This is a genomic window from Pseudomonas sp. Fl5BN2, assembly GCF_009908205.1.
Taxonomy (GTDB): domain Bacteria; phylum Pseudomonadota; class Gammaproteobacteria; order Pseudomonadales; family Pseudomonadaceae; genus Aquipseudomonas.
In genome coordinates this window covers 204,111-216,501 of the sequence record NZ_JAAARL010000009.1, presented here as the reverse complement: position 1 = coordinate 216,501, position 12,391 = coordinate 204,111, and the positions used below count along the sequence as shown (strand labels likewise).

Sequence of the window (12,391 nt, the reverse complement as noted above, 5' to 3'; positions counted from 1 at the left end):
AGCCTTCAATCCCCCAGCGCTTCGCCTTCACGCCGAGGATCGGCGCCGCCGGCCCAGGACGCCTTGCCCTGTGCATCGCGCACGCGAACGATGGCCTGGGTGCCGCTGGTCATGTCGATCTCGTTCACTTCATGGCCCTGGGCCTGCAACGCCTGTTTCAACGCCGGGCTGAACTGGCCCTGTTCCAGTTCGGTGGGGCCATTGCGGCTGCCGAAGTTGGGCAGGCCGACGGCGGCTTGCGGGTCGAGGTTCCAGTCGAGCATGCCCACCACCGACTTGGCCACGTACTCGATGATCTGCGAGCCGCCGGGGGAACCGACGCTGGCCAGCAGTTCGCCGCTGGCACGGTCGAAGACCAGGGTCGGTGCCATGGATGAGCGCGGGCGCTTGCCCGGTTGGACGCGGTTGGCCACGGGCTGGCCGTTTTCCTCGGGGATGAAGGAGAAGTCGGTCATCTGGTTGTTGAGCATGAAACCCTGGACCATCAGGTGCGAACCAAAGGCCGCCTCCACCGTGGTGGTCATGGAGACGGCGCCGCCCAAGTCATCCACCGCCACCACTTGCGAGGTGGAAATGCGCATCGGCGAACGGTCCGGCGCGTAGGCCACCTGGATGCCCTGGGGCTTGCCCGGTTCGGCCTTGCCCATGCTGCGCTCGCCAATCAGCGCGGCGCGCTGGGCCAGGTAGCCCGGTGCGATCAGGCCAGCCACCGGCACTGGCACAAAATCGCTGTCGGCCACGTACAGGCCGCGGTCGGCATAGGCCAGGCGCTCGGCTTCGGCAATCAGGTGCACCGCTTGTGGTGCTGGTTCAAGGCCTGCGGGCAGGTTGGTTTTCTGTGGTTTGAGGTTGGCCAGGGCATAGCGCGGGTCGCGCTGCTCCAGGGCCTGCAGGGTGCCGAGAATCTGCGCCACCGCCACGCCGCCGGAAGAGGGCGGCGGCATGCCGCACACCTGCCAGCGCTTGTAGTCGCTGCACAGCGGCGCGCGTTCCTTGGCGCGGTAGCCTTGCAGGTCATTGAGCGACAGGCTGCCGGGGTTGGCGTGGCCCTGGACCTTGGCGACGATTTCTGCGGCCACCGGGCCTTTGTACAGAGCGTCCGGGCCTTCCTCGGCGATGCGCTTGAGCACTGCGGCCAGTGGTGGATTTTTCAGCAAGGTGCCCACGGTTTTTGGCGTACCGTCGGCATTCAGGAAGTACGCGGCCATGTCCGGCGAGCGCGCCAGGAACGGATCGGCGCTGATCATGGTATGCAGCCGTGGCGAGATGGCGAAGCCTTGCTCGGCCAGGCGGATCGCCGGTTCGAACAACTGCGCCCAAGGCAGTCGCCCATGTTTCTGATGAGCCATTTCCAGGGCACGCAGCACGCCTGGGGTGCCCACCGAGCGTCCGCCGATCTGCGCCTGGGGAAAGGCCATGGGCGTGCCGTCGGCTTGCAGGAAGAGCTTCTCGGTGGCGCCTGCCGGAGCGGTTTCCCGACCGTCATAGGTGCGCACGGCCTTGCCGTCCCAGAGCACGATCATCGCGCCGCCGCCAATCCCCGAGGACTGCGGCTCTACCAGGGTCAGCACGGCCTGCATGGCAATCGCCGCGTCGATGGCCGAGCCCCCCTGGCGCAGCATTTCGCGCCCGGCCTCGGCCGCCAGCGGGTTGGCCGCGGCGGCCATGTGCTTGGCGGCATGGTGGGTCTGCATGTCGCTGCGGTAGCCCGAAGCGATTTCCGGCGCGGCGGGCAGGGCGTTGGAGGGAGGCGGGTTGTGGCAGGCACTGAGGCCGAGGGTGGCGGCCAGCAGGCCGAGGCTGAGCAGGTGACGGGGAGGGAAGTTCGAGAACACGCATTGAGCTCCGTTCACTGGGAAATGAGGTGTCGTCCGTGTGGGGCAATGTACAGCAGTGACGCCGCGAGTTGGGCCTGGGTGTGGCCCTGGCCATGTCTGCGGCAAGGTGGACGGTATGGCCCATGTCCCCTGTACACGGGGTCGCAGGCAGGGCTTCACCCGGCCGTCGATTGATCTGAGTCAGGGCAGTGGGGGGGAGTTGGGTACAGGGTGAAGCAAACTATAAGCCTGATGAGAGGACGCCATGCACCGTTGTAAGTGGTTACTTGTTTTCGGATTGCTGTTAGGGGGCGAGGTACGGGGAGAGACGCCGAACGAGCCGATCCTGCCGGTACAACCGGCGAAGATTGTCGATGCCGCCAAGGTGGAGCTGGGCAAGCAGTTGTATTTCGACCCGCGCCTGTCCAAGTCCGGTTTCATTTCCTGCAACTCCTGCCACAACCTGAGCATGGGCGGCAGTGACAACCTGCCCACCTCCATTGGCCACAACTGGCACCAGGGGCCGATCAACTCGCCCACGGTGCTCAACTCCGGTTTGAGCTTTGCGCAGTACTGGGATGGCCGCGCGGCCACGCTTCAGGAGCAGGCCGGCGGTCCGATCACCAACCCGGGCGAGATGGGCTTTACCCACGAACTGGCGGTGGACGTACTGCGCTCCATTCCCCAATACCGGGCCTCGTTCAAGCAGGTATATGGCAGCGAGGAGATCAAGTTCGACGATGTCACCAATGCCATCGCCGCCTTCGAGGACACCCTGGTGACGCCGAATGCGCCTTTCGATCGCTGGTTGAAGGGTGACAAAGCGGCGATCAGCCCGACCGCGCTCAAGGGCTACCAACTGTTCAAATCCATTGGCTGCGTGGCTTGCCACAACGGTGAGGCGGTGGGTGGCAGCTCATTCCAGAAAATGGGCATGATCGAGCCCTATGTGACCCAGAACCCGGCCCAGGGCGTGGCCGGACTCACCGGCAAGGATGCCGACCGCATGCTGTTCAAGGTACCGACCTTGAGGAACGTGGCCTTGACCTACCCCTACTTCCATGACGGTGCCTACTGGAAGCTGGAGGAAGCGGTAGACGTGATGGCTCGGTTGCAACTGGGGCGCAAGCTGGGGGATGAGGAAATCGGCCAGATCGTGGCTTTCCTCGAAACCCTGACTGGTGATCAGCCGGACTTCAAGCTGCCGATGCTGCCGCCTTCCTCGGCGCAGACCCCGCGCCCGCAACCCTTCAACTGACCTGGGTGGAAAAACCGCAGCGTGCTGCGGTTTTTCCGGCAAGGCCCGGCATGCGGCATTCAGGTCTGCCGGGAAGGGGGCTCTGTTGTCATGAAAAAACGACTGGATAATAATGAGAGATATTATCATTAGCGACGGTCGATCATGGACGCAGGGGTCAAGGCTTCAATATTGCTGGAGATCGAAGATCTGTATGGCGCACACCACGGCTGGTTGAAGGGCTGGTTGCGCAGCCGTACCGGCAACTGTGCCGATGCCGCAGACCTGGCCCAGGACACCTTCGTGCGGATGCTGTCGCTGCGCCAGTTGCCGGCACTGCGAGAGCCCCGTCATTACCTTGCGACCATCGCCCGCGGCCTGCTGATCGACAAGGCGCGCCGCAGAGTTCTGGAACAGGTCTATCTGGAGGCTTTGGCGGCACGTCCGGAGCCCCAGCACATTTCTCCTGAAACCCATCATCTGATCATCGAGTCATTGCTGGCCATCGATGCCTTGCTCGATGGACTGGGCACGCGTACCCGGCAGATTTTCCTCATGGTGCAGCTGGACGGCTTGAGCTATGTGCAGGTCGGGCGGCAGTTGGGGGTGTCGGTGACCACCGTCAAGAATCATCTGGGCAAGGCGCTGCTGCAATGCATACAACTGATGGACGATTGAACGTGCCGTCGCCTCCTCCCCTGGACAAGGCCCACCTGCAGGCAGCGGTGGACTGGTACCTAGTCCTCAACGATCAACAGGTCAGCGCGGCGCAGCAACAGGCCTGGCAGCAGTGGCTTGGCGCCGATGCGCAACATGCGCGGGCCTGGGGCCGGGTGCAAAGGCTGCAACAGCAACTGCGTGGGGTCCCGCAGGATATTGCTTTGCCGGTCTTGTCGGAAATGGGCATCCAGCGCCGCCAGGGTCTCAAGGTGCTGCTGCTGATGGCTGGCGGCTCGGCGTTGCTGGGCGGGTATCGGCTGTCTCCCTACAGCGCCGACTTCGCCACGCGCACCGGCCAGCGCCGGGAAGAACTGCTGGCCGATGGCACGCGGCTGCACCTCAATACCGATACCCGGGTCGACGTTGCCTACAGCCATGAAGAACGGTTGATCTTCTTGCGTCAGGGCGAGATCCAGGTCACCACGGCCGCAGACCGGGCCCCGGCGCGCCCTTTGCTGGTGGCAACCCCCCATGGCCGCATCCGGGCCCTGGGCACCCGTTTCGATGTGCGCCTGGAATCGGCCTTCAGCCGTGTCTCGGTTCAGCAGCATGCGGTGGAGGTGCGCCTGAACGATGATCCACAACATGCCCAGAGGGTCGCCGAAGGCCAGGCGCTGACCTTCGGCTCCGGGCAGATGGGGGCGCTGCGGGTGGCGGACAATGCCGAGAGTGCCTGGGTCCGGGGCCAGATGGTGGCGCTTGACTGGCGACTGGCGGATTTCATCCGTGAGTTGGGCCGTTACCGCCCTGGCTACCTGGGGTGTGCGGATGAAGTTGCGGAGCTGCGGATCAGCGGCGCCTTTCGCCTGGATGATATCGATGGGGTGCTGGCCAACCTGCCGTTGTCGTTGCCGGTGAAGGTACGGCGGTTTTCCAGGTACTGGGTGCGTGTGCAAGCGTGACGGGCGGATGGTCGCTTGAAGAAAAATCGTCAATGCGCCTTGCCGATTCCCTCTGGCGTTCGGCTCATCAGTAGAGCGGTCAATCAGCCGCCTTTACTGCTATGGCATAGGACGCGTACATGAGCCACCGGAGTCGTTTCACCCAGGCCGCCCTGCGGCGCAGTTTCAATCGCACGGCGTTGAGCATCACCCTTGGCGCGCTGCTGGCGGCCACCAGTGCTGCGCCATTGGCCCTGGCCCAGGAGGCGGTGGGCGAAGCGCAGGCGTTCAACATAGCGTCAGGGGCACTGGGTACTGCGCTCAGTGAGTTTGCCGCGGCCAGTGGGGTCACTTTGTCCTTTGGCTCCAGCCAGACCCAGGGTCTCGTTACCCAGGGGCTCAAGGGCCATTATTCCTTCACTCAGGGCGTAGCGCAGCTGCTGGCCGGCAGCGGCTTGCAGCTGCGCCAGGAGGGCCCGGCGCGCTACACCCTGGTCAAGTTGCCGACGGGGGCGGCGCTGAATCTGGGGCCGACCCAGATCACCGGCGCGTCGCTGGGCACCACCACCGAAGACACTGGCTCCTACACCACCGGCGCCATGCAGACGGCCACCAAGCTGGCCCTGTCGATTCGCGAGACTCCGCAGTCGGTGACCGTGGTTACCCGCCAGCGCATGGACGATCAGAACATGCAAAGCCTGGAGGATGTGCTCAAGAGCACCCCGGGCATTTCCATCACCAAGGACGGACCACAGCGCCCCATTTTCTATTCGCGGGGTTTTGCCGTGCAGAACCTCATGGTCGATGGCCTGGCCAACGACATGTCCCATTACCTGAGCCGGGACATGAGCACTGCGGCCGACACGGCGATCTTCGATCGGGTCGAGGTCATGCGTGGCGCCGCCGGCCTGATGCAGGGTACGGGCAGCCCCTCGGCGGCGATCAACATGGTGCGCAAGCGGCCCACTGTGGCCCCGCGTTTGAGCATCACTGCCAGTGCCGGCAGTTGGGACAATTACCGCAGCGAAATCGATGCCTCCAGTGCCCTCAATGACAGTGGCACGTTGCGCGGACGCTTGGTGACTGCCTACCAGAGCAAGAACAGTTTCCAGGACGTGGCCGATGCCGAGCGTTCGGTGTTCTACGGCATTGCCGAGGCCGACTTGAATGACAACACCACGCTGAGCGTGGGCGCTACCAATCAGGCGTCGCACAACACCACGACCTGGGGCGGGCTGCCTGCGGCGATTGACGGCCGGCATCTGCACCTGTCGCGCTCGGCCTACCTGGGCAGTGACTGGGAGTACTGGGACCAGAACAACGTCACGGCTTTTGGTCGCCTGGAGTACCGCTTCGACAACGCCTGGAAATTGTTGCTGTCGGCCAGCAAGTCCCGGTCCGACCTGCAGATGCTCGGTTCGATGACCGAGCGTTTCGGCGCCGATTTCGACGAATTCGGTCAGTACGTCGGTCAGTACCACTACAAGGATCAGCAAGACAGCTACGACCTCTTCGCTTCCGGGCCGTTTGCCCTGTTCGGGCGTGAGCATGAGCTGGTGGTGGGGGCCAGTCAGCGTGAGCTGGCCTTTCGCGGCAAGGGCAATTTCCAGGACAACGAGACGCGGACCAACATCTACCATCCCGATCCCCATAGCGTGCCCAAGCCGCAGATGGACCTGGATTACTGGCGCCAGGAGCGCAACGCCGAGCTGAAAAGTTTCTACCTCACCTCACGTTTTAGCCTCGCCGAGCCCCTGACCCTGATTCTGGGCGGGCGCCTGGACTGGTACGACTACGATGTGGATACGCGCTTTGCCGGGGTGCGCACCGCCTCCAGTACCGACTACAAGGTCACCCGCAACCTCACCCGCTATGCCGGCGTGGTCTACGACCTCGACGCCCATCACTCGGTGTATGCCAGCTACACCGATGTCTTTAGCCCACAAGCGGAAGTGGACAGCTCCGGTGGCTTGATCAAGCCCGTAGTCGGCAAGAACTATGAGACGGGCATCAAGGGTGAATACTTCGAGGGGGCCCTGACCGCCAGCGCTGCGGTGTTCAGGATCGACCAGGTCAATCGCGCCAAGCAGGTGATCAGCGCTCAGTGCTCCAGCCTGCAGTGCTACGAAGCCAGCGGCGAGGTGCGCAGCGAAGGTATCGAGCTTGAGGTCAATGGTAAGCTGGCGCCGGGCTGGGAGCTGGGGACGGGCTACACCTATGCCCAGGCCAAGTACCGCAAGGACAGCAACGAAGACAATGTCGGCCGCCTGTTCGACACCGATATTCCACGTCACGTGTTCAAGGCCTTTACCACCTACCAGCTCCCGGGAGATCTGCATCGCTGGAGTGTGGGCGGGGGGCTCTATAGCCAGAACCGGATCTACAACAAGGATGTGAACTTCTACGACTCGGGCACGCCGATGTACGTCGAGCAGAAAGGCTATGCCCTGGTGGACCTGATGACCCGTTACCGGGCGTCCGAGCATCTCGAGTTTCGCCTCAACCTGAATAACGTCTTCGACAAGAAGTACTACCAGAGCATCAGCACCAATACCTATTACGGCAACGACATTTATGGCGAGCCACGTAATGCCATGGTGACCATGCGCTGGTCGCTGTAGGGGGCCATGGCTCGAAGGGAGTCATGACCGCCCTTGTGCGGGGGGGGCGTGGCGTTGCCTGGTTACTCTTTCGTCTGCCAGGCGTTGGCACCGGCTGCGGCCTTGAACTTGGCACGATTCTCCGGCGTGGCCGGTGGTTCGGAATCACCAAAGATTGCCTTCAGCCAGTGGCCGTCGGTGGGGTTGGGGAAAAGGATGAACTTGCGCCCGAACTGTTCCTTGTCTTCGGTCATCAGGCTGCTGCGTTGCTTGACGTCCGCCACGTAGTACTTGCGCTTGAAGTCGTTGAGGTTGTCACCGAGCACCACCACCACGGTGTGGTCCTTGGCGATTTCCATTTGCCGAGGCTCCTTGTTGGAGCTGTCGCGATATACCGTCAGGTGTTGCTCATCGGCAAAGGGCAGTTGGTTTTTACGCAGGTTGGCCAAGGCATATTCGTAGGTCTTTTCGCCTTGGTCCCGGCTGGTGACATAGAAGACTTCGACGCCCTTGGACTGGGCGTACTTCAGGAACTCCACGGCGCCCGGGGTGGCGACGGGGCCATTGTCTGCAACCCACTTGTCCCAGGCCTCGTCATCGAAGAACTCTTTCCCCGAGTTGATCATGTAGCCCCAGTAGCTGTTGCTGCTGAGCACGGTGTCGTCAACGTCGCTAATGATCGCCAGCGGCCGGTCACCGGCCTTGTGTTCTTGCAGAGCGCGATCCAGTTGCAGGCGGGCGATGTTGAAGCCCTGGTAGTACAGGGCCTCGAATTCGGCGGCGGTCTGCTTCCAGGCCACGGCGGCGGTCAGCAAGTTGGAGGGCGGAGTAGGGGCCTGTTCGGCGAAGGCTGGAGTACAGGTGATTGCCAGAAGCGAGAACAGCCACGGAGCGACTGAAGTCATGTGGTTTTTTATTGTCATTATCGAGCCCTTGAAGTGAGGATGGCGCAGCTCTCACAAACACTGCTGGAGTGTTCTATCCCAGCCAGTGGGGGTGCTCAATGCGGGTGTCGCGTTTGTAGATCAATGCGGCGTAATCTCCAGACTTTTCTGCGGCAATCCACACCTCAGCTTGCTGACCTACCACGGTGCTGGTGACCTGCAATACGTTGGCTGAGTGTTCTGGCAAGGCTCGCAGCCGGCTTATCGACGATATGTGTGATTCGTTTGCCTCGGGTATCAGTGTGCGAGGCATCGGTGGGTTTTCTCCGAAAAAATAGCTCAGGGAGCAGGGTGTGCGTAAATCCGACCGACTGTTCCAGGTCGTCAACCTGATCCGCGTGCATCAGCCGATCACGGCTGAGGATCTGGCCGAGCGTATTGGCGTTTCGGTCCGCACCATCTATCGCTATGTCGATGACCTGTCGGTGAGCGGTGTTCCGCTGTATGGCATGCCGGGTATCGGCTATGCACTGCGCGAAGGGTTCGAGTTGCCGCCTTTGAACCTGACTCAGAGTGAGTTGGATGCGCTGATGCTGGGTGTCGAGATGCTTTCAAATTCGGCGGGGGCGGAGCTGGCTGCTTCTGCCAGGACACTGTTGAGCAAGGTAGCCGCTGCGGTGCCACGGCGTAATACACAGCCTGGCCTTTCCAGTATCCGGGCGCTGCGGGTCAGGCCCTCGACCGTGCAGCAGCAATACCTGGATGACCTGCACCGCGCGATTCAAAAGGCCGGCGCGGTGCGTTTTTCCTATCTCAGCTTGAGCGGGCAGTTGTCGAGCAGGCGGGTATTTCCGTTGGGGCTGTTCTACTGGGGCGGGAAGTGGACAGTGGGAACCTGGTGCACGAGCAAAAAGGCATACAGGGATTTCAGAGTCGATCGGATCAGCCATTTACACATCACTGAGCATGAGCCGCCGTTAGCAGGACAATGGAATTTGCGCGCTTACATGCAGTTCCAGTCTGAGCAATGGGCGGCGCAGAACATCAACAGCGACTGACAGCACGCTGTCAGTAGGGGCTCCGGATACTGACCGCCTTTCACCACAGCAAAGGAGTGATGTATGACGCAGAGCAACCATGTACTGGAATTGGCCGTTTTTACCGTCAAGGAGGGTTTTGAATGTCAAATGCCGCAACTGCGCGTGATGCTTCGAGAGGCGCTGCGAGGATTTGATGGGCTGATCGAGTTCTTGGGGTATTGCCCTGAACCCCAAGGCCGGATGTTTGCCGATCTGGCTAAGTGGGACAGTCTTGAACATGCGCAGAAAGTTGCACGGGCTTTTGCGGATGGCGATCTCAGGTTTGCCCCATACGCTCAGGCGATCGAAACACTGACGTTCATGGGGCATTTTTACCCTGAGTAGAGCCGGCCTTTTCAAGGCCGGCCGTGGCGTTACTTTTCTACGGGCATAAAAAAACGGCCTACCTTGCGGTAAGCCGTTTTTAGTACTTGGTGGCTACACAGGGACTTGAACCCCGGACCCCAGCATTATGAATGCTATGCTCTAACCAACTGAGCTATGTAGCCAAGTGGCGCGCATTATTCGCTCGGAACGGCAATGCGTCAAGCATTTTTGTAAAAAAATTATCTACGCTATCAACCGTTTATCCCTTTCCCCCCGAAAGTAGCGGCGATGGGCAGCGCTGGAACCAGCGGCTGGCCTGTTCGTAGGCATGGGCCAGTTGCAGGACGGCGAAGTCGGCCTGGTGCCGGCCGATGATCTGCAACCCCATGGGCAGGCCGTCGGCGTTGAAGCCGGCCTGCACGTTGGCCACCGGGCAACCGGACAACGTGCCTGGGATCACCACCTCCATCCAGCGGTGATAGGTGTCCATGCTCATGCCTTCAATGCTCCGAGGCCAGGGCACGGTCTTGTCGAAGGGGAAGACCTGGGCGCTGGGCAGCAGCAGGTAGTCGAAACGTTCGAATAGCTTTGAAATAGCCCGATACCAGTCGCTGCGAATCACCGAGGCTTCAAACACCTGGTTGGCGGATAGCTTGAGGCCATTCTCCACTTCCCAGATGGCTTCAGCCTTGAGTTGTGAACGCTTCTGCGGATCGGCATAGACGCTGCCCAGGGAGCCGGCAACCATCCAGTGGCGCAGGGTGCGCCAACTGCTCCACAGGCGTTCCGGGGCGAAGTCGGGGGTTGCCGGTTCAACGCTGCAACCCAGGCTGCGGAAGTCGTCGAAGGTCTTTTCGCAAAGTGCCAGCAGGCCCTTTTCCATGGGCAGGTAGCCGTTGAAATCTCCCAGCCAGCCCAGGCGTGCACCTTTGAAGTCGCGCTCCAGCGGGGCGGCGAAGCCTTGGCCGGATTCGGCGATGGACAGTGGCGCCCGGGCATCGCCGCCGGCCTGCACCGACAGCAGCAGCGCCGCATCGCGCACGCTGCGGGCCATGGGGCCTTCGTAGCCGAGTTGGTCGATGAACAGGTCGGCACTGTCGTCGAAGGGCACCCGGCCCTGGGACGGACGGAAGCCGAAGATGTTGTTGAAGGCCGCCGGGTTGCGCAGCGAACCCATCATGTCGCTGCCGTCGGCCACTGGCACCAGGTGCAGGGCCAGGGCCGCGGCGGCGCCACCGCTGCTGCCGCCGGCGGTCTTGCGCGGGTCATAGGCACAGCCGGTGGCGCCAAACAGCGGGTTGTAGGTCTGGGAGCCGAGGCCAAACTCCGGGGTGTTGCTCTTGCCGATCAGAATGGCGCCGGCGGCCCTGATCCGTTCCACCATGATGCCGTCGCGCTGGGGGATGAAGTCGCGGTACAGCGGTGAGCCCAGGGTGGTGCGGATGCCCCGGGTCAGGGACAGGTCCTTGATGGCATGGGGCAGGCCGTGCATCCAGCCGCGGTACTCGCCACGGGCCAGTTCGGCGTCGCGCTGGTCGGCCTGGGCCAGCAGGCTGTCGGCCGGTTGCAGGCTGACCAGGGCATTGACCAGGGGGTTGTAGTGCTCGATGTGGGCAAGGTAGGTCTGCATCACTTCCCGGCAGGAAACCTGACGCAGGCGGATACGCTCGGCGAGTTCATGGGCCTGGAGCAGGACCAGTTCGCTGGGGGGCTTGGCGATCATGGCAGGAGGGCCTTTCAAACGGCTTTAGAAACGCCCCGGCATCCAGGCCGGGGCGGCAGAAGTCAACGCAGCTCAGCGCATCAGGTTGGTCCACAAGCGGTCCGCAAGGCGGATCGCGCCTTCACCGCAGGTCTGGCTGAAGACCACCTTGGTGCCCTCGGGGATGTGCAGCTCCGGGGCGTCCTTCAGGGCCGCGTCGAGGAACGGTGCGACGCCCTTGATCGGGCTCTGGTGCTTGAGGAAGTTCTGGGTCATGGCGGCGTTCTCAGGCTGGCTGAGGAAGGCGATGAAGGCCCTGGCATTAGCCGGATTCTTGCTGCCCTTGGGGATGACCATGTTGTCCACCCAGGCCAGCACGCCTTCTTTCGGGTAGAGGTATTTCAGGCTGGGTTTCATCTCCCGGGCGCGCATCGACGAGCCGCCCCAGAACATCGACATATCGACTTCCCCGGCCGCCAGGTTCTCGCGGATCGACCCGGCCTTGGAGCTGTAGGTCTTGACGAAGGGCTTCTGCGCCTTGAGCAGGCCGAGGATCTGCTGCATCTGTTTCGGGTCTTCGCTGCACAGCGGGATGTTCAGGTACAGGCTGGCCATGTCGATCACTTCGCTCACCGAGTCGAACATGTTGATCCGCCCCTGGAGCTCCGCTGGCGGCTCGTAGAGCACCTTGTAGCTATCGGCCGGCCCCTTGTAGCGGTCGCCGTTGAGCACCACGCTGGTGGTACCCCAGATGAAGGGCACCGAGTAGGCGCCTTCAGGGTCCCAGGTGGGGTGCTTCAGGTTGTCGACGACACTGGCGTAGTAGGGCTGCTTGGCCGGGTCGAAGCGCTCCAGCAGCTGTTCCTTGATCAGGATCGGGATGAACTGGTGGGACGGGATCGCCACGTCATAACCGGTGCCGCCCTGTTTCAGCTTGGCCAGCAGGGTCTCGTTGGAGTCGTAGGAGTCCACCGTCACCTCGATACCGGTCTGCTTCTGGAACTTGGCGAGGATCTCCGGCGAAAAATAGCCGCTCCAGCTCACTACGTTGAGTTTCTCGGCGGCTTGTGTCAGCAGTGGCAGACTCAGCAGCAACGAGGCACCCAGGCTTGCGATCAACTTGCTCATGTCATTTCCCCAAGGT

At 62.2% G+C, this 12,391-nt stretch carries 11 protein-coding genes and 1 tRNA gene; 6 read left to right on the top strand and 6 right to left on the bottom strand.

The features are described 5' to 3' along the window. Positions 1 to 5 precede the first annotated feature (5 nt). A complete protein-coding gene (gene ggt / locus GV819_RS15050) occupies positions 6 to 1,835 on the bottom strand; it encodes a gamma-glutamyltransferase (protein ID WP_161756837.1) in 1,830 nt (609 codons plus the stop codon). A gap of 247 nt (positions 1,836 to 2,082) precedes the next feature. Here ggt and GV819_RS15045 point away from each other — a divergent pair, with 247 nt between their 5' ends. The 4 genes from GV819_RS15045 to GV819_RS15030 all read left to right on the top strand — a co-directional run bounded on the left by GV819_RS15045 (position 2,083) and on the right by GV819_RS15030 (position 7,276). Continuing rightward, a complete protein-coding gene (locus tag GV819_RS15045; RefSeq protein WP_161756836.1) occupies positions 2,083 to 3,075 on the top strand; it encodes a cytochrome-c peroxidase in 993 nt (330 codons plus the stop codon). A 144-nt stretch (positions 3,076 to 3,219) separates the two neighbouring features. Next, the gene (locus GV819_RS15040; protein WP_161756835.1) at positions 3,220 to 3,732 is read left to right on the top strand and encodes a sigma-70 family RNA polymerase sigma factor; all 513 of its coding nucleotides are present in this window, start codon (positions 3,220 to 3,222) and stop codon (positions 3,730 to 3,732) included. 2 nt (positions 3,733 to 3,734) lie between these two features. Then, complete coding sequence (locus GV819_RS15035) at positions 3,735 to 4,676, top strand: FecR domain-containing protein (protein WP_368668898.1); 942 nt, start codon at positions 3,735 to 3,737, stop codon at positions 4,674 to 4,676. Positions 4,677 to 4,795: 119 nt separating this feature from the next. After that, positions 4,796 to 7,276 (top strand): TonB-dependent siderophore receptor, encoded by a 2,481-nt coding sequence (locus GV819_RS15030; RefSeq protein ID WP_161756833.1) that lies wholly within the window; start codon positions 4,796 to 4,798, stop codon positions 7,274 to 7,276. A gap of 62 nt (positions 7,277 to 7,338) precedes the next feature. Here GV819_RS15030 and GV819_RS15025 read toward each other — a convergent pair whose 3' ends face one another. Both GV819_RS15025 and GV819_RS15020 read right to left on the bottom strand, forming a co-directional pair. Beyond that, positions 7,339 to 8,178 (bottom strand): 5'-nucleotidase, lipoprotein e(P4) family, encoded by an 840-nt coding sequence (locus GV819_RS15025; protein ID WP_161756832.1) that lies wholly within the window; start codon positions 8,176 to 8,178, stop codon positions 7,339 to 7,341. Between the two features lie 55 nt (positions 8,179 to 8,233). Next, positions 8,234 to 8,386, bottom strand: a complete 153-nt coding sequence (locus tag GV819_RS15020; protein ID WP_161756831.1) for a hypothetical protein — start codon at positions 8,384 to 8,386, stop codon at positions 8,234 to 8,236. Between the two features lie 106 nt (positions 8,387 to 8,492). Between GV819_RS15020 and GV819_RS15015 the strand changes: the two genes are divergently transcribed. Then, positions 8,493 to 9,197 carry a helix-turn-helix transcriptional regulator gene (locus GV819_RS15015; RefSeq protein ID WP_161756830.1) on the top strand — a complete coding sequence of 235 codons (705 nt, stop codon included), beginning with the start codon at positions 8,493 to 8,495 and terminating at the stop codon, positions 9,195 to 9,197. Positions 9,198 to 9,260: 63 nt separating this feature from the next. Continuing rightward, positions 9,261 to 9,563: a hypothetical protein gene (locus GV819_RS15010; protein ID WP_161756829.1), complete on the top strand. Its 303-nt coding sequence runs from the start codon at positions 9,261 to 9,263 to the stop codon at positions 9,561 to 9,563. Positions 9,564 to 9,650: 87 nt separating this feature from the next. Here GV819_RS15010 and GV819_RS15005 read toward each other — a convergent pair. The 3 genes from GV819_RS15005 to GV819_RS14995 all read right to left on the bottom strand — a co-directional run bounded on the left by GV819_RS15005 (position 9,651) and on the right by GV819_RS14995 (position 12,375). Next, positions 9,651 to 9,727, bottom strand: a tRNA-Met gene (locus GV819_RS15005). 77 nt (positions 9,728 to 9,804) lie between these two features. Then, the gene (locus tag GV819_RS15000; protein ID WP_161756828.1) at positions 9,805 to 11,268 is read right to left on the bottom strand and encodes an amidase; all 1,464 of its coding nucleotides are present in this window, start codon (positions 11,266 to 11,268) and stop codon (positions 9,805 to 9,807) included. 72 nt (positions 11,269 to 11,340) lie between these two features. Then, on the bottom strand, positions 11,341 to 12,375 hold the full coding sequence (locus tag GV819_RS14995) for an extracellular solute-binding protein (RefSeq protein ID WP_161756827.1): 1,035 nt from the start codon (positions 12,373 to 12,375) through the stop codon (positions 11,341 to 11,343). Positions 12,376 to 12,391: the final 16 nt, after the last annotated feature.